This is a genomic window from Pseudomonas sp. KBN10P06128, from assembly GCF_037574945.1.
In the GTDB taxonomy this organism is placed as follows: Bacteria; Pseudomonadota; Gammaproteobacteria; order Pseudomonadales; family Pseudomonadaceae; genus Pseudomonas; species Pseudomonas aeruginosa.
The window spans coordinates 1308376-1330648 of record NZ_JBBELR010000001.1; the positions used below are offsets into that span (position 1 = coordinate 1308376).

General features: G+C 68.3%; 22 protein-coding genes. 9 read left to right on the top strand and 13 right to left on the bottom strand.

Annotated elements, in window-relative coordinates:
• Positions 1-71: 71 nt before the first annotated feature.
• On the bottom strand, positions 72-920 hold the full coding sequence (locus VQ065_RS06115; protein ID WP_003092745.1) for a M23 family metallopeptidase: 849 nt from the start codon (positions 918-920) through the stop codon (positions 72-74).
• 171 nt (positions 921-1091) lie between these two features.
• On the opposite strand from VQ065_RS06115, the gene VQ065_RS06120 reads away from it, so the two are divergent.
• From VQ065_RS06120 to VQ065_RS06130, 3 genes are all read left to right on the top strand, one after another.
• A complete protein-coding gene (locus VQ065_RS06120; protein ID WP_003119299.1) occupies positions 1092-1481 on the top strand; it encodes a DUF2946 family protein in 390 nt (129 codons plus the stop codon).
• 129 nt (positions 1482-1610) lie between these two features.
• Positions 1611-2087 carry a copper chaperone PCu(A)C gene (locus VQ065_RS06125; RefSeq protein WP_003092740.1) on the top strand — a complete coding sequence of 159 codons (477 nt, stop codon included), beginning with the start codon at positions 1611-1613 and terminating at the stop codon, positions 2085-2087.
• Positions 2088-2143: 56 nt separating this feature from the next.
• Entirely contained in the window at positions 2144-2716 is a 573-nt protein-coding gene (locus VQ065_RS06130) for a putative natural product biosynthesis protein (protein ID WP_003092738.1), read from the top strand.
• Between the two features lie 34 nt (positions 2717-2750).
• Here VQ065_RS06130 and VQ065_RS06135 read toward each other — a convergent pair whose 3' ends face one another.
• Complete coding sequence (locus VQ065_RS06135; protein WP_003092736.1) at positions 2751-3380, bottom strand: cysteine hydrolase family protein; 630 nt, start codon at positions 3378-3380, stop codon at positions 2751-2753.
• Between the two features lie 120 nt (positions 3381-3500).
• Here VQ065_RS06135 and VQ065_RS06140 point away from each other — a divergent pair, with 120 nt between their 5' ends.
• The gene (locus VQ065_RS06140; protein ID WP_003092735.1) at positions 3501-4454 is read left to right on the top strand and encodes a GlxA family transcriptional regulator; all 954 of its coding nucleotides are present in this window, start codon (positions 3501-3503) and stop codon (positions 4452-4454) included.
• Here VQ065_RS06140 and VQ065_RS06145 read toward each other — a convergent pair.
• From VQ065_RS06145 to VQ065_RS06175, 7 genes are all read right to left on the bottom strand, one after another.
• Positions 4451-5212 (bottom strand): M15 family metallopeptidase, encoded by a 762-nt coding sequence (locus tag VQ065_RS06145; protein ID WP_003092734.1) that lies wholly within the window; start codon positions 5210-5212, stop codon positions 4451-4453. The two genes, VQ065_RS06140 and VQ065_RS06145, sit on opposite strands and share 4 nt — an antisense overlap.
• A 4-nt stretch (positions 5213-5216) precedes the next feature.
• Complete coding sequence (locus tag VQ065_RS06150) at positions 5217-6497, bottom strand: TRAP transporter large permease (protein WP_003092733.1); 1281 nt, start codon at positions 6495-6497, stop codon at positions 5217-5219.
• The gene (locus VQ065_RS06155; protein ID WP_003092732.1) at positions 6494-6988 is read right to left on the bottom strand and encodes a TRAP transporter small permease; all 495 of its coding nucleotides are present in this window, start codon (positions 6986-6988) and stop codon (positions 6494-6496) included. The genes VQ065_RS06150 and VQ065_RS06155 overlap by 4 nt, the downstream gene beginning before the upstream one ends.
• Positions 6989-7060: 72 nt before the next feature.
• Positions 7061-8101: a TRAP transporter substrate-binding protein gene (locus VQ065_RS06160; RefSeq protein WP_003092730.1), complete on the bottom strand. Its 1041-nt coding sequence runs from the start codon at positions 8099-8101 to the stop codon at positions 7061-7063.
• A gap of 151 nt (positions 8102-8252) precedes the next feature.
• Complete coding sequence (locus VQ065_RS06165) at positions 8253-9188, bottom strand: LysR family transcriptional regulator (RefSeq protein WP_003092728.1); 936 nt, start codon at positions 9186-9188, stop codon at positions 8253-8255.
• Between the two features lie 6 nt (positions 9189-9194).
• Positions 9195-10574, bottom strand: a complete 1380-nt coding sequence (xseA, locus tag VQ065_RS06170; protein ID WP_003109797.1) for an exodeoxyribonuclease VII large subunit — start codon at positions 10572-10574, stop codon at positions 9195-9197.
• Between the two features lie 36 nt (positions 10575-10610).
• Positions 10611-11519: a LysR family transcriptional regulator gene (locus VQ065_RS06175; RefSeq protein WP_014604014.1), complete on the bottom strand. Its 909-nt coding sequence runs from the start codon at positions 11517-11519 to the stop codon at positions 10611-10613.
• A gap of 107 nt (positions 11520-11626) precedes the next feature.
• On the opposite strand from VQ065_RS06175, the gene VQ065_RS06180 reads away from it, so the two are divergent.
• The gene (locus VQ065_RS06180) at positions 11627-12409 is read left to right on the top strand and encodes a sulfite exporter TauE/SafE family protein (RefSeq protein ID WP_003092722.1); all 783 of its coding nucleotides are present in this window, start codon (positions 11627-11629) and stop codon (positions 12407-12409) included.
• Here VQ065_RS06180 and VQ065_RS06185 read toward each other — a convergent pair.
• The 4 genes from VQ065_RS06185 to VQ065_RS06200 form a co-directional block, all read right to left on the bottom strand.
• A complete protein-coding gene (locus VQ065_RS06185) occupies positions 12394-13536 on the bottom strand; it encodes a class II histone deacetylase (protein ID WP_003092720.1) in 1143 nt (380 codons plus the stop codon). The two genes, VQ065_RS06180 and VQ065_RS06185, sit on opposite strands and share 16 nt — an antisense overlap.
• Before the next feature lie 29 nt (positions 13537-13565).
• Positions 13566-14723: an MFS transporter gene (locus tag VQ065_RS06190; protein ID WP_003092718.1), complete on the bottom strand. Its 1158-nt coding sequence runs from the start codon at positions 14721-14723 to the stop codon at positions 13566-13568.
• A gap of 12 nt (positions 14724-14735) precedes the next feature.
• A complete protein-coding gene (locus VQ065_RS06195; RefSeq protein WP_003092715.1) occupies positions 14736-15632 on the bottom strand; it encodes a transporter in 897 nt (298 codons plus the stop codon).
• A gap of 134 nt (positions 15633-15766) precedes the next feature.
• A complete protein-coding gene (locus tag VQ065_RS06200) occupies positions 15767-16744 on the bottom strand; it encodes a helix-turn-helix transcriptional regulator (RefSeq protein WP_014604013.1) in 978 nt (325 codons plus the stop codon).
• Positions 16745-17007: 263 nt separating this feature from the next.
• Between VQ065_RS06200 and guaB the strand changes: the two genes are divergently transcribed.
• The 4 genes from guaB to tadA all read left to right on the top strand — a co-directional run bounded on the left by guaB (position 17008) and on the right by tadA (position 22227).
• Complete coding sequence (gene guaB / locus VQ065_RS06205) at positions 17008-18477, top strand: IMP dehydrogenase (RefSeq protein ID WP_003092702.1); 1470 nt, start codon at positions 17008-17010, stop codon at positions 18475-18477.
• A gap of 79 nt (positions 18478-18556) precedes the next feature.
• The gene (gene guaA, locus VQ065_RS06210) at positions 18557-20134 is read left to right on the top strand and encodes a glutamine-hydrolyzing GMP synthase (protein ID WP_003105901.1); all 1578 of its coding nucleotides are present in this window, start codon (positions 18557-18559) and stop codon (positions 20132-20134) included.
• A 162-nt stretch (positions 20135-20296) separates the two neighbouring features.
• Positions 20297-21688, top strand: coding sequence for a multicopper oxidase family protein (locus VQ065_RS06215; protein ID WP_003092698.1), 1392 nt, complete (start codon positions 20297-20299; stop codon positions 21686-21688).
• Positions 21679-22227: a tRNA adenosine(34) deaminase TadA gene (gene tadA / locus VQ065_RS06220; protein ID WP_003092697.1), complete on the top strand. Its 549-nt coding sequence runs from the start codon at positions 21679-21681 to the stop codon at positions 22225-22227. The genes VQ065_RS06215 and tadA overlap by 10 nt, the downstream gene beginning before the upstream one ends.
• The last annotated feature ends 46 nt before the right edge of the window (positions 22228-22273 follow it).

Consider the following 22273-nt stretch of genomic DNA (forward strand, 5'->3'; position numbering starts at 1 on the left):
GGTCATGAAAGGGGCGCATCGACGCGCCCCCTGTTCCTTCTGACCTCAGCCGGCGCCGCGTTGCTCACTTCTCAGGGCTGGAAGGCACCGATGAAGATCGCCGGGTCGACTCGCGCGTCGTTCAGGCTGACGTTCCAGTGCATGTGCGGTCCGGTGGCCCTGCCGGTGGCGCCGACCTTGCCGAGTACGCCGCCGCGCGGCACCTGCTGGCCGAGCTTCACGTCGATCTTCGACAGGTGGCAGAACATGCTGATGAAGCCCTGGCCATGGTCGACGAACACCGTCTTGCCGTTGAAGAAGTAGTCGCCGATGAGGATCACCTTGCCGGCCGCCGGCGCCTTGATCGGCGTACCGGCCGGTACCGCGAAGTCTAGACCGGAATGCGGGTTGCGCTCTTCGCCGTTGAAGAAGCGGCGCAGGCCGAAGGGGCTGGAGAGCGGACCGTCGACCGGCTTGTCGAGCATCAGGTTGCTGGGCAGGCCGGGACTGAAGCGGCGGTAGGCGGCGGTCTGCTCGGCGAGTTCGCGCTCGATGCGCTTGAGGTCTTCCGGCAGCGGATTGACCTGGCGCTTGTTCTTCAGGGTGATGCGCTGCTCGCGGTAGTGCTTGCTGCCGACGCTGAAGCGCTCCTCGTGGTTGCCGGTCGCCGCTCGCACTTCCAGCTTCTGCGGGCCGGGCTTGGTGCTCAGCGGGATGCCGACCACGGCGATCCAGCGGCGGCCTTCCTCGCGCACCACCAGCACCGGCTTGCCCTGGTAGAAGGCCCGCGGCGGCGGGCCTTCCTCGCCGAGGTCGACCACCGCCACCCCGCCGGGCACCGGCTTGTTCAGCAGGCGCATGATGAAGCTGTCGGCCTGGGCGGGCAGGGCGCAGAAAGCGGCGAGCAACAGCGTGGAAACGAAGGCTAGGGTGCGGGGCATCGGCTTCTCGACTCGTCGGGCGTCAAAGCCGTCTATGCTGGCGGAAGAGCGCGGCGGGGGAAAGCCCGCAAGGGTTGCAAACGTTTTCACCTGCGGCACTCTGTCGCGCCCGGCGTTTTTACTTTTGCCCCGCGCTCAGGCATAAAGGGCCCATTCTCCGGAGAACCGACGATGCCCCTGTCACGGCGCCCCGTGGCCTGGCTGGCCAGCCTGGCCGTGCTGATGAACCTGTTCGTGGTGCCGCTTTCGCAGGCGCTGACGACGCAGGAGCGCGCCTCGTTGCTGCTCGGCGGCTTCTGCAGCACCTCGTCCGATTCGCTGCTGCGCCTGAAGCTGAGCGCCGCGTTCAAGGACATCGATCTTCCCGACGACCACGAGAGCCTGGCCCCGCACCTCTGCTGCTGCGCCGGCGCCGCCGGCACGCCCGGACTGGTCGCCTCCTGGCCGGCATTGCCGCTGGCGCCGCTGGCCAGCCCGGCCCGTAACGCCTTCTCCGCCACCGACCTGCCTCCCCTGCGCTATTGGCGCCTCGCCAATCCGCGCGCCTCTCCTGTCGCCTGACTCCTCCCCCGCGCCTTCGTCAACCTGGACCTTCGGGTCGGGGCAGGTCGCGGCGCAATACCCTAGCTTCCCCCATGGAATCGCCGGTCCGACGGAAAAAGACCGGTCATACGCTACTGGAGAGTCACCATGCGCACATCCTTCTTCGCTGCCGCGGCCCTGCTGGCCGTTTCCGCTTTCGCCCAGGCCCACGAGTACAGCGCCGGCCAACTGCACATCGAGCATCCCTGGGCGCTGGCCCTGCCGCCGACCTCGCCGAACGGCGCGGCCTACTTCGTGGTGCAGAACCACGGCAAGGAAAACGACACCCTGCTTGGCGCCGACACGCCGCGCGCGGCTTCCGCCGAGGTGCACGAGCATGTGCACAAGAGCGGCATGATGAGCATGCAGAAAGTCGACAGCGTCGACGTCGCACCAGGCAAGGACCTGCGCTTCGCTCCCGGCGGCTACCACCTGATGCTGATGGGCCTGAAGCAGCCACTGGTGGCCGGCGAGCGCTTCCCGCTGACGCTGCATTTCCGCAAGGCCGGCGACGTGCCGGTGGAAATCGTCGTCGAGTCCAAGGCGCCGGCCGAACAGGGCGGGCACGAGCAGCACGGCCACTGAGCGCCGTGTCGAGCAGGGGCGCCCGGCGCCCCGCCTTTGCGTGCGAGGTTCAGAGCATGAACAGCAATAGATATCCCTTGCCGGCGCAGACCGGCCTGGTGGTGGCTCCCGGCCTGCCGCCGAAGAACTCCACCCTGCGTCCGGACCAGCTCAACAAGCGCCTGAGCAGCGCCTGGCACCATCTCTACGACCTTTGCCCGGAACTGCTGAAGATCGATCCGCCGGATGGCCTGACCATCCTCCGCGGTTTCCTGCAATGGGCGGCCGAGCAGAAGGCCGCCTGGAACTGGGCGATGCACCTGCGCCTGTACTGCTGGCTGCTGCAGTCGCCGTTCGGCGCCAAGGTGACCGACGAGCACCTGGAGGTGCTGATGGACGCCTCCGCCGCGCGCTGGACGGTGGACGATACCAGCGCCAACCGCGGCATCCTCCTGGCCAGCCAGGGCGGTGCGCACATCACCCAGGACTGGAAGGCGCCGCAGGCCGGCGCCGGCACGCGCGTGCCGCTGGAGCGCCTGGACCTGCCGGCGCCGAACTGGACATTCGCCTATTGCGCGGTGCCCGACCCGCGGCTGCGCGAGTTCCCGGGCTGGAAGCCGTTGCCGGCGCGCGGCTCGCTGGTCGGTTGAGCGCTCGCCGCCCCGCGTACGGGGCGGCGTCGTTTCAGCGGTTGGCCAGGGCCCGCTGGTTGGAGTCGTAGATGTTGTCGCGTTCCGGAACGTGCCGGCCGGCGAGGCTTTCCAGCCATTCCTCGGTGCTGAGCACGGCGGCGAAGGAGGACTGCAGGACGATGCCGAAGATCCGGTGGATCTCTTCCGCGCTGGCCTGGCCGGCGCGGTTGCGGTAGGGCACCGAGCCGCTGGCGTCGTGCAGGTATTCCACCTGCCAGCCTTCGTGGATCGCCTGGCGGATGGTCGAGTCGTCGCAGTGCTGGGTCATGTAGCCGACCACGGCGAGGGTGTCGATGTCGCGTTCGCGCAGCCAGTCGGCCAGCCCGGTGCCGACGAAGGAACTGGCCAGTTGCTTTTCCACCTTGTGCTGGTAGGGCCGCGAGGCGACCACCTCGTGCAGCTCGGCCTGCCGGCTGCCGCGCGCGAACAACGGCGAGTCCGCCGGCGCCAGGTGCTGCACCACGACGATCGGGATGCCCGCCGCGTAGGCGGCATCCATGGCGGCGCCGATACGTTCCAGCGACGATTGGATGGCGGGAAATTCGATACGCAGGTTGCCGCTGACGTATTCGTTCTGTACGTCGATGACCAGCAAGGCGCGTTTGGGTTGACGTGCGGACATGGCGTTTCCTCCTGAGTGGGTGAGGCGGATTCTGGTCCCGGCGCGGCGTAGCGAGTGAGTGGCCTGAGAGACAACTTTCGCTAGAATCGGGCCAACCCGCTCATACCCACCGAGGTGCGCATGTCCCGCCAGTCCGTGGCCGTGGTGGCCTTCGACCGCATCAGTCCGTTCCACCTGTCGGTGCCCTGCCTGGTGTTCGGCCAGGAGTGCTACGACCCCTGCGCGCAGGCCTTCGACCTGCGTGTCTGCGCCGCCGAGCCGGGCCGGCTGCGAACCACGGTGGGGTTTACCATCGAGGCCGAGGCCGGGCTGGAAGCGCTGGCCGAGGCGCAGACCGTGATCGTGCCGAGTTGGCGCGATCCACACGAGCGTCCGCCACAAGCGCTGCTGGATGCGTTGATCGCGGCCCGTGCACGCGGTGCGCAACTGGTGGGCTTGTGCCTGGGGGCCTTCGTGCTGGCCGAGGCCGGGTTGCTCGACGGTCGCCGCGCCACCACCCACTGGATGTGGGCGGAGGATTTCGCTGGGCGCTTCCCTGCGGTGCGGGTGGAGCCCGACGTGCTGTACATCGAGGACGACGGCCTGCTGACCTCGGCAGGCACCGTCGCCGGCATCGACTGCTGCCTGCACCTGGTCCGCCAGCGGCTCGGTGCGCAGACTACCAATCACCTGGCCCGGCGCCTGGTGGTGGCGCCGCATCGGCAGGGCGGCCAGGCCCAGTTCATCGAGCAGCCGCTGCCGGACAGCGCCCAGGACGGCCGTCTCGGCGAGCTGCTGGTTTGGCTGCGGCAGAACCTCGACCAGGCGCACAGCCTGGACAGCCTGGCACAGCGGGTGCTGATGAGCCGGCGGACCTTCACCCGGCATTTCCGCCAGCTCACCGGCACCACCGTCAACCAGTGGCTGCAGGCCGAACGCCTGGCACTGGCCCAGCGCCTGCTGGAAACCACCGAGCATTCGGTGCAGGCGATCGCCGGGCTGGCCGGCTTCGGTTCGGCGGTGTCGTTGCGCCAGCAGTTCTCCGCCGCGTTCGGCCTGCCGCCGCTGGGCTACCGGCGCGCCTTCGCCTCCTAGTCCGCCAGAGGGCGCTTCTGCAACTGCTGGCGCCAGAGCGCGTCCATCGCCTGCAACTGCACCGGGCCGAACAGCGCCTGCGTCGCGCCGGTGTGCCAGGCCCAGAGCTGGTCGCCGAAATCGTAGTGCCACCATTCGCTGGGCAGGTTGCTGAAACCGGCGTCGAGCATCGCGTGATAGAGCAGGCGACGATGATCGCGGACGCGTCGCTGGCGCGCGTCGGGCTCCGCCAGGCGTTCGAAGTAGGCGGTGTAGGAGGCCGGCACGGCTTCGTCGAAGGCGCTGCCCATGTCCAGCCAGCGGCCCTGGGCGTCGCACAGGGTGACGTCCACCGCGCCGCCGGTGAGATGCGGGCTGGGCGCCTCGCGGCTGCTGCTCGGCGGCGAGACGAACTGGCGGGTGAGCCGTTCCAGCTCGGCTTCGCCGGCCCGTGGGTAGTGCGCGGCCAGGGCGCTGGACAGGCTGTCGTAGAGATACTGCTGCACGGCGAACGGCCGCCAGGCGTCCAGCACCACCAGGCGCACGCCGCCGGGGAGGGCGGCGGCGACCCGCAGGAGACGCTCGAAGACCTCGCCGCGAGCGTGGCACTCCGGGATCGCGTGAGGAATGCCGAGCTTGTGGTAGGCCGGCCAGACGCTGAAGTCACGGCTCAGCCCGAGCGCCTCCAGCGGCGTGCCGGCATCGACGATGGGGATGCCGGCCACGGCGTGCCAGTCGGGCTCCGGGAGAACGGGGATGGCTTGGGTGAAGTCGGTCATGGTGTCAATTGAGCAGGCGTGGCAGCCACAGGGTCAGGGAGGGGAACAGGATCAGCAGCGAGAGTACCCCCAGGGCCAGCAGGATGAACGGCCAGATACCCTTGAACATTTCCAGGATATCGAGGCGGCTGATGGTCGCCACGATGAACAGGCAGGCGCCCATTGGCGGGGTGATCAGGGCGATGGTGATGTTCAGGGTGAAGATCAGCCCCAGGTGCACCGGATCCACGCCGGCGGCCAGCGCCACCGGAGCGACTATCGGCGTCAGCAGCATCAGTACCGAGACTTCCTCCATGAGCATGCCGCAGACGAAGATCACCGCACTGATGATGAACAGCATCAGGGTCGGCGAGTGGCCGAATGGTTCCAGCAACTGGGCGAACTCGCTGGCGACCTGGGCGTAGTTGAGCAACCAGTTGACCACCGAGGCGGCGGCGATGATCACGTAGATGCTGGCGGTCAGGCGTACCGTCTCGCGCAGCGAGTTCCACAGCCCGACCAGGCTCAGTTGGCGCTGGAGCAGGCCGACCAGCGCCACGTAGAGGGCGATCAGGGCGCCCGACTCGGTGGGCGTGACCAGTCCCAGGACGATTCCGGCGACGATGATCACCGGCGCGATCAGCGCGGTCAGGGCGCCGGACAGCGCCGCCAGGATCTCGCCCCAGGCCGGTGCCGCATGGCGCGCCTGCAGCCCGTTGCGGTAGGCGTACACCGCGTTCAGCAGCATGAAGGCGGCGGCCAGCAGCAGGCCGGGAATCACCCCGGCGAGGAACAGCTCGCCCACCGAGGTGTTGGTCAGCGAGGAGTAGAGGATCATGAAGATGCTCGGCGGGATGATCGGACCGATCAGCGAGCTGCCCGCGGTCAGCCCGGCGGCGAAGCGCCGCGAGTAGCCTTCCTTTTCCATGGCCGGCACCAGCAGGGTGCTGAGTGCCGAAGCGTCGGCCGCGGCGGACCCGTTGACCCCGGCGAAGAACACCCCGGCGACCACGTTGACGTGGCCGAGGCCGCCGCGGAAGTGGCCGACCAGGGCGTTGGCCAGGCGCATCAGGCGCGGGGTCATGCCGGAATGGTTCATCAGGTTGCCGGCCAGCACGAACAGCGGGATCGCCATCAGCGAGAAGATGTCCATGCCGCCGAAGAAGCGCTGCGGCAGGGTGTTGGCGAACAGCGCCGGGTCGACGAAGAGGAACCCCACCAGCGCGGTGAGCAGCAGGCAGAGGAACAGCGGCAGGCCGAGCAGGAGGTTGACCACGAAGGCCGCGATCATGGCGATGGCCATCATGCCTGCGTCCCTCCCTCGACGGTGGTGCTGGCCGGCTGCCGCGGCCAGGGCCCCTGGAGCAACAGCATGAGGGTCAGCAGGCCGAAGCCGAGCGGCAGGCTGAGCAACGGCCAGGTGCGGCTGACGCCCAGGCCGAGGCTGCGGAAGCGCCCGGCGTTCAGCGCGTAGCGGGTGCTGACCCAGGCGGCGAAGGCGAAGAAGGCCAGCGCCAGCAGCCACTGGTAGAGCCTGAGGACCTGCGCCAGGCGCGGCGGCAGGCGTTGTTCCAACAGGTTGACGCGCATGTGCCCGCCTTCCATCCATACCGCGCCGAGCGCCAGCATTACTGCGCCGATGATGAGGTAGCGGGCCAGTTCGTCCATCCAGATCGGCGAGCTGCCGAGCAGGTAGCGGGCGAACACGCCGTAGATGAGCAGGACCAGGTCGAGCAGCAACAGCAGCGTGGCGAGGTTCAGCAACGCGGCGCGCATGCCCTTGAGCAATGACGGCATGGGAGGTACTCCGGAAGTCGGACAGGCGCGCCCGACCGACGGCAGCGGCCGTCGGGGGGCAACGCGCGAAGGTCAGGGGGCGGTGGCGAGACCGGCGTCGCGGAAGGCCATCTCGGTCCAGCGCGGCTCGATGTCCTGGGTCTTCAGCCAGGCCAGGTAGGACGGCTGGCCTTTCTCGCGGAAGGCGGCGAGGTCATCGGCGGACGGCTGGATGATCTGCATGCCCTTTTCCTTGAGGAACGCCAGGTCGTGCTCCTGCTGGGCGGCGACCGCCTCGCGGTTCAGCCGGGTGGCTTCGGCTGCGGCGTCGAGCAGGGCCTGGCGCGCCTTCGCCGGGAGGCTGGCGAGCAGATCGCCGTTGGCCACCAGGAACTGGTCGGAGTATTGGATGTTGGCCAGGGTCAGGTACTTCTGCACCTGGTAGAGGCTGCCGAGGATGATGTAGGAGGTCGGGTTCATCTGGCCGTCGGCGACGCCGGTGCGCAGGCCCATGTACAACTCGGTCCAGGGGATCGGCGTGCCGGAGGCGCCGAAGGCTTCATAGAGCGCCACCTGGCTGGGATCCATGGCGCGGAAGCGCAGGCCCTGGAAGTCCGCCGGGCCGTGGATCGGCTTCTTGCCGTTGGTGAAGTTGAGGAAGCCGCCTTCCTCGACCACCGCCAGCAGCTCGGTGCCGGTGCGCTCGCGGAAGGCCTCGCGGGCGGCCTTCCAGTAGCTGCCGCTATCGAAGAAGGCATGGGCCGCGGCGGCGTCCTTGAACATGAAGGGCGTGGCGCTGACGTAGATCTCCGGGAACAGCGGGGCGATCCCGGCGAACGAGGCGATGTTCAGGCCGGGGCCGGTCATCACCTGTTCCATGCGCTGCTCCTCTTCGCCGAGCATGCTGTTGGGGTAGAGCTTGAACTGCAGCTCGCCGCCGCTCTTTTCCTCGGCCAGGCGCTTGAGGTTGCTGGCGAACAGGTGCACCAGGTTCTTCTCGCTGTCGGCGGCGCCGTTATAGCTCAGGTTGAGGGTGGTGGCGGCCTGGGCGAGGCTGCCACCCAGGCCCAGGGCGGCGGCCAGCAGTCCGGCGGCGAAGCGGCGGGCGAGGCCGCGGCGCGGATTCGTGTGCATGTTGTTTTCCTTATGGCAGTCCGAACGGTCGAGGGATCGGCGGCACTTCTTGTCGGGGCGCGGGGCCGGGTGCTCGCACGAAAGCGAAGCAACGCTAGCCGTTGTCTCGTTGACTATTCAAGTCCGGACGTGATGCGAAAAAGACAACGCCTCAGCGCTGCGAGAGCCCGGGCGCGTCGCCACTGAAGAAGCGCATGCCACGGCGCAGGTGTTCCAGGCAGGCGATCGCCGCCACGGTCAGCTCGCGGCCCTTGTGGCTGACGATCCGCGCGCGGGCGTCGCGCAGCGCCGGGTGGGCCAGCGGCAGGCAACGGATATGCCCGGCCTCGATCTCGTGGCTGACCGTCAACTCCGGCATGAAGGCCACGCCGATGCCGGACTTGACGAAATTGGTCAGCACCGCCACCGAGTTGGTGCGCAGCTTCGGCCTTAGCTCGATGCGCTCCAGTTGGGCGGCGATCACCGCCAGTTGACCCATGCCGGTGCTGTTGTGGATCAACGCCAGCGACTCGTTGCGCAGCGCGCGCATCGGCACCGCGCCGCGGTGTCCGGCGAGGGCATGGTTGGCGGGGATGATCAGATCGAGGGGCTGGCGGGTGTCGACGTGCACGTCCAACTCGCCGTCCTCGACCGGGGCGTAGACCAGGGCCAGGTCGACGGCGTCTTCCTTGACCAGCGCCACGCCTTCGTTGGCCCCGGCCATGCGGACCTCCAGCTCGATGCCGGGGTAGCGCAGAATGAAACTCTGCAATGGCTGGGAGATCAGGTCGGCGATGAAGCCCTCTCCGACCGCCAGGCGCACCTTGCCCTGGCGCAGCCCCTGCAGGGCCGACAGACGCGACAGCACGCCCTCTTCGTTGGCCCGTTGCTGGCGGTAGTGCGCCACCAGCAGCTCGCCGGCCTCGGTAGGCGCCACGCCCTGCGGGGTGCGTTGCAGGAGGCGCACGCCGAGATGTTCCTCCAGGCTGGCGAGCTGCCGGCTGATGGCCGAGGGGTCGATGTTCAGGTGCTGGGCGGCGCGGCGAAGAGAACCGTGGTGGATCACCTCGTTGAGGTAGGCCAGGGCGCGCTGGCTGAGGCGGATCATCGCGGCTCAGTCCAGCAGCGACAGGGTCACCGGCGTCCGGTGGTTGTCCTCGACCCGCACCTCCAGTTCGCCTTCCGCGAGGCGCGCCTTCAGGCGCTGTCCCGGCTGGGTCTGGCCGGCATCGCGGATCGCCCGGCCACGCTCGTCGAGGAGGATGCTGTAGCCGCGGCCCAGGGTCGCCAGCGGGCTGACCACGTTGAGCGTCTGCGCCAGTCCTTCGAGGCGCTGACGACGATCCCTCAGTGCCTCGCGGGCGGCGCGCGGCAGGCGCGCGGCGAGGCTGTCGAGCTTCTGCCGGAGCAGCGCCAGGGTGCGGCCCGGATGCTGTGCGGCGAGACGCGTCTCCAGGCGGACCAGGCGTTCGTGGCGGACCGCCAGCTGGCGCTCGAAGGCACGGCGCAGGCGCATATCCAGGTCGTCCAGGCGCTGTGCCTGCTGGCGCAGGCGTTCGCCGGGATGGCGCAGGCGGCGGGCGACGCCTTCCAGGCGCAGGCGTTCGCGCAGCAACTGGTCGCGCATGCGCAGCACCAGGCGCCGGCGCAGGCCGTCGAGACGCTGCTGCAGGTCGCCGGCGTTGGGCGCCAGCAGTTCGGCGGCGGCCGAAGGCGTCGGGGCGCGCACGTCGGCGACGAAGTCGCTGATCGATACGTCGGTCTCGTGGCCGACCGCGCTGACGATCGGCGTGGTGCAGGCCGCCACGGCGCGCGCCACCGCTTCTTCGTTGAAGCACCAGAGGTCTTCCAGGGAACCGCCGCCCCGGGCCAGGATCAGCGCGTCGAAGCCTTGCCGGTCGGCCAGTTGCAGCGCGCGGACGATCTGCGCGACGGCCTCGCGGCCCTGCACTGCGGTGGGCACCAGGGTCAGCTCGACCTGCGGTGCGCGGCGGCGAAACACGCTGATGATGTCGCGGATCACCGCCCCGCTGGGCGAACTGACGATACCGATGCGGCGCGGATGGGCGGGCAGCGGACGCTTGCGTTCGCTGGCGAACAGGCCTTCGCCGGCGAGTTTTTCCTTCAATGCCTCGAAGGCCAGGCGCAGGGCGCCGTCGCCGGCCGGCTCGACGGTATCGGCGATCAGCTGGTAGTCGCCGCGTCCCTCGAACAGCGAGATCTTTCCGCGCACCTTTACCGCCAGCCCGTCGCGCAAGGCCTGGCGTACGCGCAGGGCGTTCTGCCGGAACAGCGCGCAGCGGATCTGCGCGTTGCTGTCCTTGAGGGTGAAGTAGACATGTCCGGAGGCCGGCCGGGCGAGGTTGGACAGCTCGCCCTCGACCCAGACCTGCGGGAACACGTCTTCCAGCAGCAGGCGGGCGCGCTGGTTCAGTTGGCTGACGGTCAGCACCTCGCGATCGAGGCCGAGCCGTTGGAAGGGATCGTTACGCATGGGCGGCATGATAAGGCGGCGCACCGGGATGTGCGATCAATCCTTGGCTTCGTTCGGCAGATTCTCCAGGAAATATTCGACGAAGCCTTCCACCAGGGGGCTATCGTCGCGTCGCCAGGCCAACGCCACCTCGCTGTACGCCTCGGCCTCGGCCAGAGGCAGGAAGCGCACGGCGGGCGGTGCGATGGCGCGCATCGAGGCGGGCACCAGGGCGACGCCGAAGCCGGCCTCGATCAGTTGTAACTGGCTGGTCTTGCGCGACAGCGCGCGCGCCGGGCGTGGGTAGAAACCGGCGCCGAGGCAGAGTTCGGCGGCGCGATAGCTGAGGCCGCCGCGTTGCAGGTGGGGAATGGAGACGAAGGTTTCTCCGGCCAGGGCGGCCAGGGCCACGGGGGCTTCACGGCGGGCCAGCGGATGGTCGGCGGCGAGAGCCAGGAGCAACGGCTCGCGGTACAGGGCGCGCAGGTGCAGCCGGGGATGCTGGCGCAGCACCGGCAGGCGCAGCAGGCCAAGGTCCAGGCGTCCTTCGGCGAGATCGGCGAGTTGCTGCTCGGAGGATTGCTGGGTCAGTTCCAGGCGGACGCCGCTCTGCGCCGCGAGGTAGCCGCGCAGCGCCGCTTGCAGGCCGCCCACCAGCGGCACCGAGCTGGAGTGCCCCAGGCGCAGCAGGCCATGGCCGCCTTCGCCGACCTCGCGAGCCAGGCGCCGGGCGGCCTCCAGGTCGCCGAGCAGGCGCTGCGCGCGTGGCAGGAAGGCGCGACCGGCCGGCGTCAGCTCGACCTGGCGCGGACCGCGGCGGAGCAGTGGGGGGCCGATGCTGTCCTCCAGTTCGCGCACCTGCCGGCTGAGCGCCGACTGGGCGACGAACAGGCGTTCGGCGGCACGGCTGAAGCCGCCGGACTCGACGATTTCGACGAAGTAATGGAGTTGCCGCAAAGAGATCATCGGAAGATTCCCCATGCCTTTTCGAGATGGCTACAGGGCTCGGATTGTATTGGCTGGCGCGCCGTTGCGCTCGCTAGAGTGCGCAGGTCGTCGTTCCGGGAGTCGCCATGTCCTCGCTCGATCCGTCAGTCCTGTTCGCCGCCCTGCCGTTCAGCCTATGGCAATGGCTGCTGGTCGAACTGGCCATCGTCCTCGCCTATGTGGTGTTCGGCATCGCCGGCTTCGGCACCGCGCTGGTCGCCGGCCCGTTGCTGGCCGGGGTGCTGCCGCTGTCGCAGATCATTCCGCTGCTGGTCCTGCTGGATTTCAGCGCGTCGTTCGGCAACTGGCTGCCGGCGCGGCGGCAGATCGCCGTCACTGAGCTCAAGCGTCTGCTGCCCTGCATGCTGCTGGGCTGTGCGCTCGGGGCGTACGGACTTCTGGCGCTACGCGCGGAGCTGCTGATGCTGGCCCTCGGCGTGTTCGTCAGTCTCTATGCGCTCTACGCGCTGTTCCTCCAGCCACGCGGCCAGCCGCGCTGGCGGGCGACCTGGGCGTTGCCCTTCGGTGTCTTCGGCGGGCTGTTCGGCGCGTTGTTCGGCAGCGGCGGCTTCCTTTATTCGCTGTACCTGAACGGACGCCTGGCGAGCAAGGAGCAGATGCGCGCCACCCAGAGCGCGCTGATCGGTTGTAGCACCTTCGTCCGCCTGGGGCTGTTCCTGCTCGCCGGGCTGTATGCCGCGCGCGAGCCCTGGCTGTTCGCCGCCTGCCTGCTGCCGGGCATGGCGCTGGGCCTGTGGATCGGCCGTCGGGTGACCCTGCGTCTGTCGCGTGAAGCCTTCGTCCGCCTGGTCACCTGGCTGGTGCTGTGCAGCGGCCTGGCGCTGGTCGGGCGCTACCTGGCCGCTTGAAGCGGCTGCGCCGGGCACAGGCCGAACTGTGCGGCCAGCTCTTCGAGGCGCTGGCGCTGGAAGTCGCGGAACGCCGCGTTGGGCTGCTGCAACTCGATGAAGTCGCGCAGCGGGTCGCGCACCGCGCTGCGCACGCCGCTGAGTTCTTCGATCACAGCCAAGCCGCAGAACGGCACGTAGGCTTCCGAGTAGCCGCCTTCGTGGACCACCACCAGGCGTCCGCCGGCATGCCGCTCGGCCGCGTGGCGGACCATCGCGGTCATCGCCCGGAAGCTGTCGCTGTGCAGTTGCATGCGTGCCAGCGGGTCCACCGCGTTGGCGTCGAAGCCACTGGCGACCACGATCAATTGCGGGCGGAAGCGCTCCAGCGCTGGCAACACGATGCGTTGCATGGCCTGCATGTAGGCGTCGTGACCGCCGCCGGGAAGCAGCGGCACGTTGAGGTTGAAGCCACGACCGCGATCCTCGCCGATGTCTTCCGCGCCGCTGTAGCCAGGCGGGAAGCAGCCGTCCTGATGCAGGGAAATGCTCAACACGTCGTCGCGCCGGTAGTAGATCGCCTGGGTGCCGTTACCGTGGTGCACGTCCCAGTCCAGCACCGCGACCCGCTCGACGCCGTGGCGCGCCTTGGCCGCCTCGATGGCCACGGCGATGTTGGCGAAGAAACAGAAGCCCATCGCCTGGTCCGGCAGGCAGTGGTGACCTGGCGGCCGCGACAGCGAGTAGGCGTTGTCCGCCTCGCCGGCGAGCACCGCGTCCAGCGCGGCGATGGCCAGGCCGGCGGAGAGCCGGGCGATCTCGTAGCTGCCCGGGCCGATCGGCGCGTCCTGGCCGAGGCTGCCGCCGCCGGCGTCGCTCAACGCCTTGAAGCGTTCCAGATAGTGCGCCGGATGCACGCGCAGCAGGTCCTCGTCGCTCGCCGGCGGTGCGCTGCGCAGTTGCAGGCGGGCGGTCAGGCCGGACACGTCGAGCAGGCTTTTCAGCCGGCGCTTGGTTTCCGGTGATTCGGCGTGTCCGGCGGCGGCAGGCGGTTGCACCCAGCCGCCGACCGGCAGGGTCAGCGCGTGCGGGCCGGCGGCGTGCCAGAGGCAGAGTTCGTCGAAGAAGAAAGCGGTACGTCGGGTCATGGCGGGTATCCGTGGTTCGGGAAAGGGTTTCAGCGTGGCCGGCAGGCCAGGGCCAGCAGCAGCGAGAGGCCGGCCAGGCCGGCGGCGATCGGCAGTAGCGGGAGGAAACCGCCGCTGCCTTCGATGAGTCGTCCGGCCAGCGCCGGGCCGATGGCCAGCCCGCCGCCGATGACCAGGTTGGAGGCGTTCATCAGGCGGCCGGAGCGGTCCAGGTCGGCGAGGCAGGCGAGGATGAACGGCAGGGCGAAGGTCCAGGTGAACTTGAACAGCAGCGCGGCCAGGGCGAAGCGCGCCAGCGGTGGCTGGCCGATCAGCAGGAGGATCGCCGCGGCCATCGCCAGGTAGCCGCCGAGCAGCATCAGGTCGCGCGGCAGGCGGTTGCCGATGAAGGAGGCGCAGGCCGCCCCGGCGATGCCCATCAGGGTGGCGACGGCGAGTACCTCGCCGCTGGCGCCGGCACCGATCCCCGCGCCTTCGGCGATGGCGCCGATGAAGGTCCAGACGCCGCTGAGGCTGATATAGAAGGTGAGCACGGCGAGGATACCCAGCCCGACCCGCAGTCGCGAGTGAACCGCGCCGGTACTGGCGCGGGCTTCCGCTGGCGGGCTGCCACTGGGGAAGGCCCGCGACAACGGTAGGGCGAGGCCCATCAGGCCGGCCAGCAACAGGTAGCAGGCGGCCAGGCCGAAGCGTTCGAACAGCGCCGGCAGCAGTGCCAGGCCGACGGCGCCGACCACCAGTTGGCCCATCACCCAGAGCCCGTAGACCCGGCTCGGGGTGGCGGTGCTGGCGGCGCTGGACAGGCAGAGGATCATCAGCGAGCCGCCGGCGAGGGCGCTGCAGAAACGCAGGGCGAGCAGCAGCGGGTAGCTGCCGGCCAGCGCCGAGGCCAGGTTGGCGGCGATGAACAGCAGGCCGGCGAGCAGCGCCGCGTGGCGCCAATCGACGCGTTTCAGCCAATGGAAGGCCGGCAGCGTCGCCAGGCTCATGGCGCCTAGCTCCACCGAAAACAGGTCGCCGACCCGCGCCGGGCTCAGTTGCCACTGGGCCGCCAGTTGCGCGGCGACGGCGGGGGCGGTCATCAGGATGGTCGGGGTGATCGCGGCGAACACCACGATGGCCGCGAGCAGCGCGAGGTTGCCGGACGCCGGAGAGGCGCTGGCGAGAGTCTTGTCGGAAGCGCTCATGGCTGCGCCTCCTCAGAACACATGGACCAGGCGCAACAGGGCCTGGCTGCCATGGAAAGCATTGTCGGTGGCGACGTTGCGCGAGAGACCGAACATCAGGCTGTTGCGCCGGTCCAGCCAGTGGCCTAGCTCGAAGCCGAGTTGGGTGTAGCGCTGGTGGGTGTCGTCGAGGGTATGGCCCTGCAGCTTCAGTTCGCCGCCATCGGCGTGCACCAGCTTGAGGGCGCCGTAGGTGCTCTGGCTGAAGTCGTAGGAGGCGAAGGCTTGCAGGCGATAGAGCGGTTTCTGTTCCAGGTCGCTGCCGAAGTAGTCGTCGTTCTTCGCGTAGAACTGCGCTTCCAGGTTGGCTTCCAGCACCCAGTCGCGGCCGATGCCCTGGGTGTAGTTGTAGACGAAGGTGGCGCCCCAGCGGTTGGCGCCGGGCGAGACATCGGGGTTCTTCGCGTGGTACTCGCCCAGCGGCAGGGTGATCAGGGTCAGCAGGCCGCTGTAGCGGCGCCGTTCCGGGTCGTTGACGAAAAACAGGGTGCCGCCGACCTGGGGATCGCCGAAACCGGTCTCGCCGGTATGCCCGGCGCTGCCGGGCAGGCGCGCATCGATGTCGACGAAGGGAATGATGAACTGCGGCGTGCAGAGAGTGCCGCAGATGTCGCTGAAGAACACCTGGCGGTAGGCCACCGCGTTGGTCTTCAGTTCGGCCTTGCCGTTGCGATCGGCCGGTCCGTGGAACTCATGGGCGCGGGTCGCCGGCAGGTAGAGCACGCCGAGCGTGGTGCCCGCCGGGGCGCCGAAGAAATCGCGGGCGTTGAGGTCGGCGGCGCCGGCCTCGGCGCCCAGCAGGAGCGGGATGCCGAGCAGCGCGAGGGCGCTGGCGGTCGGTGCGGCCATCGAGGCGGTGCGGTGGGTCATGTGTCGGTCTCCCCGGTCGTTGTGTGCCCGGCGTTCGTCGCGCCGGTGGTGGTTGCGCCTTTTCGCAGGCGAAAGGGCGCCCATGCCGCCCATGGCGGGGCGGTCGAAGCGGTGATGGCAGGGGTGGAGGGCTGTCAGCCAGGCGGGAACTGGTGCAGCAGGTGGGCGATGCTCGCCTTGTCGTTGACGCCGAGCTTGGAATAGATGGTGCGTATGTGATGGCGCACGGTGTTCGGCGCCAGGCCGAGGTCGCGGGCGATCTGCTTGTAGGTCTTGCCTTCGCTGAACAGCAGGGCGACGTCGCCTTCGCGATTGCTCAACTGTTCGATCGCGCTCGGTTGCCGCGCGGTGAGCAGGTAGAGGTCGCCGACCTGCCGCGAGTCGATCACCAGGCGCGCATCGCGATAGCCCTGCGGGCTGGTTTCCTCCGGCAACTGCGGACCGGTCCAGCCCGGCCAGGCGCCGAGCAGCAGGTCGACGAAGCCGCGTTCGGCGCAATGCAGCACGCCGTAGCGGTCGCATACCGCCATGGCCAGAGCCTGGCGTTCGAGGGATTCGCGCAGGGCCACCAGGGTACGGATCTGGTTGGCCGAGACGGCCGCGGCCAGGTGCGCCGAGAGTTGCCCGAGGAGCAGCTTCTCCTGTTCCGCGAAGGGCGGGCCGCCAGGCGTGCGATAGAGGGCGACATGGTCGCTGAGGCGGGTGATCGGGTCGACGTGGATCACGCAGAGCAACTCACCGATGTCGTGACGCGCGCCAAGCCAGCGCAGCCCGGCGGTGGCCTGCATGTCGACGGCCACGGCGGTGCCCGGGTGGGCGTGTACCAGGCCGACGGTGATGTCGTCGTGGCTGATCGATTTCCAGTCCTCGACATAGTGCTCTTCGAGGTTGAACAGATGTGCGCTGTGCTCCACCGGCACGCCGTCGATCAGCGCCGCGCGGCCCCACCAGGCACGCTGGAACGGCACCAGTTGCTGCAGACGTTCCAGCGCGGTGCGATGGAAACGCTCCAGGGTCTTGTCGCGCGCCAGCCGGTTGATGTCCAGCACGGCGGCGCCGAACGCCGCGAGCAAGGCTGCGGATGACGAATGCGGGTCAGTGCTCCCTTTCATTCTCTCCCCCGTCCCACTTTTATAGTTCTTGGAATCGGCGTCCCGCCGCCTGGGCGGTCGCTGGGTGACGTACGCAGTATCCGGCCATCCGCCGCCGCGCTGCCATCCTGCAAATGCGGGATAGGACAGGCGGAACGGGACCTGGCGGGCGCCTTGCAAGATATTTGCCCATTCGCCGTTTTCGGCGATCAACTGCGTTGAGCGGAAGCGCGTGGCTGGGTATAATGTCGCGCTTCCATTTTTCCCGTCTGGGAGCGCCCGCCATGCTGCGAATCAGTCAAGAAGCCCTGACTTTCGACGACGTCCTTCTGATCCCCGGTTATTCCGAAGTCCTGCCCAAGGACGTGAGTTTGAAAACTCGCCTGACCCGCGGCATCGAACTGAACATCCCGCTGGTATCCGCCGCGATGGATACCGTGACCGAAGCCCGCCTGGCCATCGCCATGGCCCAGGAAGGCGGCATCGGCATCATCCACAAGAACATGGGCATCGAGCAGCAGGCCGCGGAAGTCCGCAAGGTCAAGAAGCACGAAACGGCCATCGTCCGCGACCCGGTCACCGTGACCCCCTCGACCAAGATCATCGAACTGCTGCAGATGGCCCGCGAGTACGGCTTCTCCGGTTTCCCGGTGGTGGAGCAGGGCGAGCTGGTCGGTATCGTCACCGGTCGCGACCTGCGGGTGAAGCCGAACGCCGGCGATACCGTCGCCGCGATCATGACCCCGAAGGACAAGCTGGTCACCGCCCGCGAAGGCACCCCGCTGGAAGAGATGAAGGCCAAGCTCTACGAGAACCGCATCGAGAAGATGCTGGTAGTCGACGAGAACTTCTACCTGCGTGGCCTGGTGACCTTCCGTGACATCGAGAAGGCCAAGACCTACCCGCTGGCGTCCAAGGACGAGCAGGGCCGCCTGCGCGTCGGTGCCGCCGTCGGCACCGGCGCCGATACCGGCGAGCGCGTCGCCGCGCTGGTCGCCGCCGGGGTCGATGTGGTGGTGGTGGACACCGCCCACGGCCACTCCAAGGGCGTGATCGAGCGCGTGCGCTGGGTCAAGCAGACCTTCCCGGACGTCCAGGTGATTGGCGGCAACATCGCCACCGCCGAGGCCGCCAAGGCCCTCGCCGAGGCTGGCGCCGACGCGGTCAAGGTCGGCATCGGCCCGGGCTCGATCTGCACCACCCGGATCGTCGCCGGTGTCGGCGTGCCGCAGATCTCCGCCATCGCCAACGTCGCCGCCGCCCTCGAAGGCACCGGCGTACCGCTGATCGCCGACGGCGGCATCCGCTTCTCCGGCGACCTGGCCAAGGCCATGGTCGCCGGCGCCTACTGCGTGATGATGGGCTCGATGTTCGCCGGTACCGAGGAAGCGCCGGGCGAGATCGAGCTGTTCCAGGGCCGTTCCTACAAGTCCTACCGCGGCATGGGTTCGCTGGGCGCCATGTCCGGCTCCCAGGGCTCGTCCGACCGCTACTTCCAGGACGCCTCCGCCGGCGCCGAGAAGCTGGTGCCGGAAGGCATCGAGGGTCGCGTGCCGTACAAGGGTGCCTTGTCCGCCATCGTCCACCAACTGATGGGCGGCCTGCGCGCCGCCATGGGCTACACCGGCAGCGCCGACATCCAGCAGATGCGCACGCAGCCGCAGTTCGTCCGGATCACCGGCGCGGGCATGGCCGAGTCCCATGTCCACGACGTCCAGATCACCAAGGAAGCCCCCAACTACCGGGTTGGTTGAGGCTGATTGAAATGAGTGCTGCACGGGGCTGTTCGATTCAGCCCCGTGTCGTTTTCGAATTCCGTAGCGAGAGATGGCCATGTCCCAAGACATTCACGCCCACCGTATCCTGATCCTCGATTTCGGCTCCCAGTACACCCAGCTGATCGCCCGCCGCGTGCGCGAGATCGGCGTGTATTGCGAAATCCATCCCTTCGACATGAGCAACGAGGCGATCATCGCCTTCGCGCCGCGCGGCATCATCCTCGCCGGCGGTCCCGAGTCGGTACACGAAGCCGACAGCCCGCGCGCGCCGCAGGCGGTGTTCGACCTGAAGGTGCCGCTGTTCGGCATCTGCTACGGCATGCAGACCATGGCCGAGCAGATGGGCGGCAAGGTGCAGGGCTCCGACCTGCGCGAGTTCGGCTACGCCCGCGTCGACGTGGTCGGCAAGGCGCGCCTGCTGGACGGCATCGAGGACCACGTGGACGACGACGGCGTGCTCGGCCTCGACGTGTGGATGAGCCACGGCGACAAGGTCACCGAGATGCCGGCCGGCTTCCACATCCTGGCCAGCACCCCGAGCTGCCCGATCGCCGCCATGGCCGACGATGCCCGCGCCTACTACGGCGTGCAATTCCACCCGGAAGTCACCCACACCAAGCAGGGCCTGCGCATTCTCTCGCGCTTCGTCCTCGACATCTGTGGTTGCGCCGCGCTGTGGACCCCGTCGAACATCGTCGACGACGCCATCGCCACCGTGCGCGCCCAAGTCGGTTCCTCCAAGGTCCTGCTCGGCCTCTCCGGCGGCGTGGACTCCTCGGTGGTCGCCGCGCTGCTGCACAAGGCCATCGGCGACCAACTGACCTGCGTGTTCGTCGACAACGGCCTGCTGCGCCTGCACGAAGGCGACCAGGTGATGGCCATGTTCGCCGAGAACATGGGCGTGAAGGTGATCCGTGCCAACGCCGAGGACAAGTTCCTCGGCCGCCTGGCCGGCGTCGCCGATCCGGAAGAGAAGCGCAAGATCATCGGCCGCACCTTCATCGAAGTCTTCGACGAAGAAGCCACCAAGCTGCAGGACGTGAAGTTCCTCGCCCAGGGCACCATCTACCCCGACGTGATCGAGTCGGCCGGCGCCAAGACCGGCAAGGCCCACGTGATCAAGTCGCACCACAACGTCGGCGGCCTGCCGGAGGACATGCAGTTCGAACTGGTCGAGCCGCTGCGCGAACTGTTCAAGGACGAAGTGCGCAAGATCGGCCTGGAGCTGGGCCTGCCCTACGACATGGTCTACCGCCACCCGTTCCCCGGCCCGGGCCTGGGCGTGCGCATCCTCGGCGAGGTGAAGAAGGAGTACGCCGACCTGCTGCGCCAGGCCGACCACATCTTCATCGAAGAACTGCGCGCCTTCGACTGGTACCACAAGACCAGCCAGGCGTTCGTGGTGTTCCAGCCAGTGAAATCGGTCGGCGTGGTCGGCGACGGCCGTCGCTACGCCTGGGTCGTCGCCCTGCGCGCGGTGGAGACCATCGACTTCATGACCGCGCGCTGGGCTCACCTGCCCTATGAACTGCTGGAGAAGGTCTCGAACCGCATCATCAACGAGATCGCCGGTATCTCCCGGGTCACCTACGACGTGTCGAGCAAGCCACCGGCGACTATCGAGTGGGAATGATCGGCTCGCGCCGATGAGAGGAAAGGGCAGCTTCGGCTGCCCTTTTCGTTTGCTCCGGATCAGCAAAGAGGCAGTTGCACGGAGCGATGGCTCGCCTTCGCGGCTGGGAAATGAGAAAATCTATCATTTCCCAGCCGCAGTACCCGCGAAGGTGAAGGCTCCATGACATTTACCCGTAGACAAGTGCTCGGCGGCCTCGCCGGGCTAGCGGTGGTCGGCCTCGGTGCCGGCGGCGCGCGCTTCTGGCTGGCGCGTCCGCAGGTGGCGCAGGAGTACGACTACGAACTGATCGCCGCGCCGCTGGATCTGGAGATCGTCCCGGGCTTCAGCAGTCCGGCGCTGGCCTATGGCGGCCAGTGCCCCGGCGTGGAGTTGCGGGCGAAGCAGGGCGAGTGGCTGCGGGTGCGCTTCACCAACAGGCTGGACGAACCGACCACCATCCACTGGCACGGCATCCGCCTGCCGATCGAGATGGACGGCGTACCGTACATTTCCCAGCCGCCAGTGCAGCCGGGCGAGAGCTTCATCTACCAGTTCAAGACCCAGGACGCCGGCAGCTACTGGTACCACCCGCACCTGATGAGCAGCGAGCAGCTCGGCCGCGGGCTGGTCGGCCCGCTGATCATCGAGGAGCGCGAACCCACCGGGTTCCGCCACGAGAAGGTTCTCTGCCTGAAGACCTGGCACGTGGACGAGCAGGGCGCCTTCACCCCCTTCAGCGTGCCGCGCCAGGCAGCTCGCGAAGGCACCCGCGGGCGCTATTCGACGATCAACGGCAAGCATGTGCCGACCATCGACCTGCCGGCCGGGCAGATCGTCCGGGTGCGCCTGCTGAACGTCGACAACACCGTCACCTACCGTCTCAACCTGCCCAACGGCGAGGCGAGGATCTATGCCATCGATGGCCATCCGGTGGAGCCGCGCGGCTTCGAGGGGCAGTACTGGATCGGTCCCGGGATGCGCCTGGAGCTGGCGCTGAAGGTGCCGGAAGCGGGCACCGAGCTGTCCCTGCGCGACGGGCCGGTACGCCTGGCGACGATCCGCAGTGTGGCCAGCGCCGAGGCTCCTGCCGGCGACTGGCCGAAGCCGTTGCCGGCGAATCCGGTGAGCGAACCGGACCTGGCCAATGCCGAGAAGATCGGTTTCCGTTTCGAGTGGGTCGGGGCGATGTCCGATACCAGCGGCAAGAATCCCTATCCGTCGTTCTGGCAGATCAACGGCAAGGCCTGGGAAGGCGGCGAGGAGCACAAGCACAACGCGCCGCCGCTGGCCAAGCTCAAGGAAGGCCAGAGCTACATCTTCGAGCTGCGCAACATGGCGCAGTACCAGCACCCGATCCACCTGCATGGGATGGCCTTCAAGGTACTGGATTCGGATCGCCGGGAGATCATCCCGTACTTCACCGACACCTACCTGCTGGGCAAGAACGAGACCGCCCGCGTCGCGCTGGTGGCGGACAATCCGGGCCTGTGGATGTTCCACTGCCACGTCATCGACCATATGGAGACCGGCCTGATGGGGACCATCGCGGTCGGCGAGGCCTGGTGCGGGTGACTAAGCTGATCAGCAACGGCAAGGGCTACCCGACGGTAAAAGGTGTGCGTCCGATCATCGATCGCAGCCGGGACCCGCATTTCATGCGCGAGGCCCTGGCAGAGGCGGAAAAGGCCGCGGCCCTCGGCGAAGTGCCGGTGGGCGCGGTCCTGGTGCGCGAGGGCGAGATCATCGGGCGGGGCTTCAACCGGCCGATCAGCAGCCACGATCCCAGTGCCCACGCCGAAATGCTGGCGATCCGCATGGCAGCGGCGGAGGCGGGCAACTACCGGCTGCCAGGCAGCACCCTGTATGTGACCCTGGAACCCTGCAGCATGTGTTCCGGACTGCTGGTGCACGCACGCATCCAGCGCCTGGTGTACGGCACGGTCGAGCCCAAGTCGGGCGCAGTGGAAAGCCGTGGGCGATTCTTCGAGCAGGAGCATCTCAACCATAGGGTCATGGTCGAGGGCGGCGTGCTGGCGGAAGAATGCAGCCAGGCGCTCTCGGCGTTCTTCCGCGCGCGGCGCGAAGCGGCGAAGAAGCCTCGCGAAGACTGACGGATGTTTCTCTTTTCGAACGCTCCGGCTGAAACGTTAAAGCACG

What these genes read in the sequence shown, in the direction of transcription:
- VQ065_RS06115 (WP_003092745.1), bottom strand. Translation starts at nt 920, where the DNA reads ATGCCCCGCACCCTAGCCTTCGTTTCCACGCTGTTGCTCGCCGCTTTC.
- VQ065_RS06120 (WP_003119299.1), top strand. Translation starts at nt 1,092, where the DNA reads ATGCCCCTGTCACGGCGCCCCGTGGCCTGGCTGGCCAGCCTGGCCGTG.
- VQ065_RS06125 (WP_003092740.1), top strand. Translation starts at nt 1,611, where the DNA reads ATGCGCACATCCTTCTTCGCTGCCGCGGCCCTGCTGGCCGTTTCCGCT.
- VQ065_RS06130 (WP_003092738.1), top strand. Translation starts at nt 2,144, where the DNA reads ATGAACAGCAATAGATATCCCTTGCCGGCGCAGACCGGCCTGGTGGTG.
- VQ065_RS06135 (WP_003092736.1), bottom strand. Translation starts at nt 3,380, where the DNA reads ATGTCCGCACGTCAACCCAAACGCGCCTTGCTGGTCATCGACGTACAG.
- VQ065_RS06140 (WP_003092735.1), top strand. Translation starts at nt 3,501, where the DNA reads ATGTCCCGCCAGTCCGTGGCCGTGGTGGCCTTCGACCGCATCAGTCCG.
- VQ065_RS06145 (WP_003092734.1), bottom strand. Translation starts at nt 5,212, where the DNA reads ATGACCGACTTCACCCAAGCCATCCCCGTTCTCCCGGAGCCCGACTGG.
- VQ065_RS06150 (WP_003092733.1), bottom strand. Translation starts at nt 6,497, where the DNA reads ATGATGGCCATCGCCATGATCGCGGCCTTCGTGGTCAACCTCCTGCTC.
- VQ065_RS06155 (WP_003092732.1), bottom strand. Translation starts at nt 6,988, where the DNA reads ATGCCGTCATTGCTCAAGGGCATGCGCGCCGCGTTGCTGAACCTCGCC.
- VQ065_RS06160 (WP_003092730.1), bottom strand. Translation starts at nt 8,101, where the DNA reads ATGCACACGAATCCGCGCCGCGGCCTCGCCCGCCGCTTCGCCGCCGGA.
- VQ065_RS06165 (WP_003092728.1), bottom strand. Translation starts at nt 9,188, where the DNA reads ATGATCCGCCTCAGCCAGCGCGCCCTGGCCTACCTCAACGAGGTGATC.
- xseA (WP_003109797.1), bottom strand. Translation starts at nt 10,574, where the DNA reads ATGCGTAACGATCCCTTCCAACGGCTCGGCCTCGATCGCGAGGTGCTG.
- VQ065_RS06175 (WP_014604014.1), bottom strand. Translation starts at nt 11,519, where the DNA reads ATGATCTCTTTGCGGCAACTCCATTACTTCGTCGAAATCGTCGAGTCC.
- VQ065_RS06180 (WP_003092722.1), top strand. Translation starts at nt 11,627, where the DNA reads ATGTCCTCGCTCGATCCGTCAGTCCTGTTCGCCGCCCTGCCGTTCAGC.
- VQ065_RS06185 (WP_003092720.1), bottom strand. Translation starts at nt 13,536, where the DNA reads ATGACCCGACGTACCGCTTTCTTCTTCGACGAACTCTGCCTCTGGCAC.
- VQ065_RS06190 (WP_003092718.1), bottom strand. Translation starts at nt 14,723, where the DNA reads ATGAGCGCTTCCGACAAGACTCTCGCCAGCGCCTCTCCGGCGTCCGGC.
- VQ065_RS06195 (WP_003092715.1), bottom strand. Translation starts at nt 15,632, where the DNA reads ATGACCCACCGCACCGCCTCGATGGCCGCACCGACCGCCAGCGCCCTC.
- VQ065_RS06200 (WP_014604013.1), bottom strand. Translation starts at nt 16,744, where the DNA reads ATGAAAGGGAGCACTGACCCGCATTCGTCATCCGCAGCCTTGCTCGCG.
- guaB (WP_003092702.1), top strand. Translation starts at nt 17,008, where the DNA reads ATGCTGCGAATCAGTCAAGAAGCCCTGACTTTCGACGACGTCCTTCTG.
- guaA (WP_003105901.1), top strand. Translation starts at nt 18,557, where the DNA reads ATGTCCCAAGACATTCACGCCCACCGTATCCTGATCCTCGATTTCGGC.
- VQ065_RS06215 (WP_003092698.1), top strand. Translation starts at nt 20,297, where the DNA reads ATGACATTTACCCGTAGACAAGTGCTCGGCGGCCTCGCCGGGCTAGCG.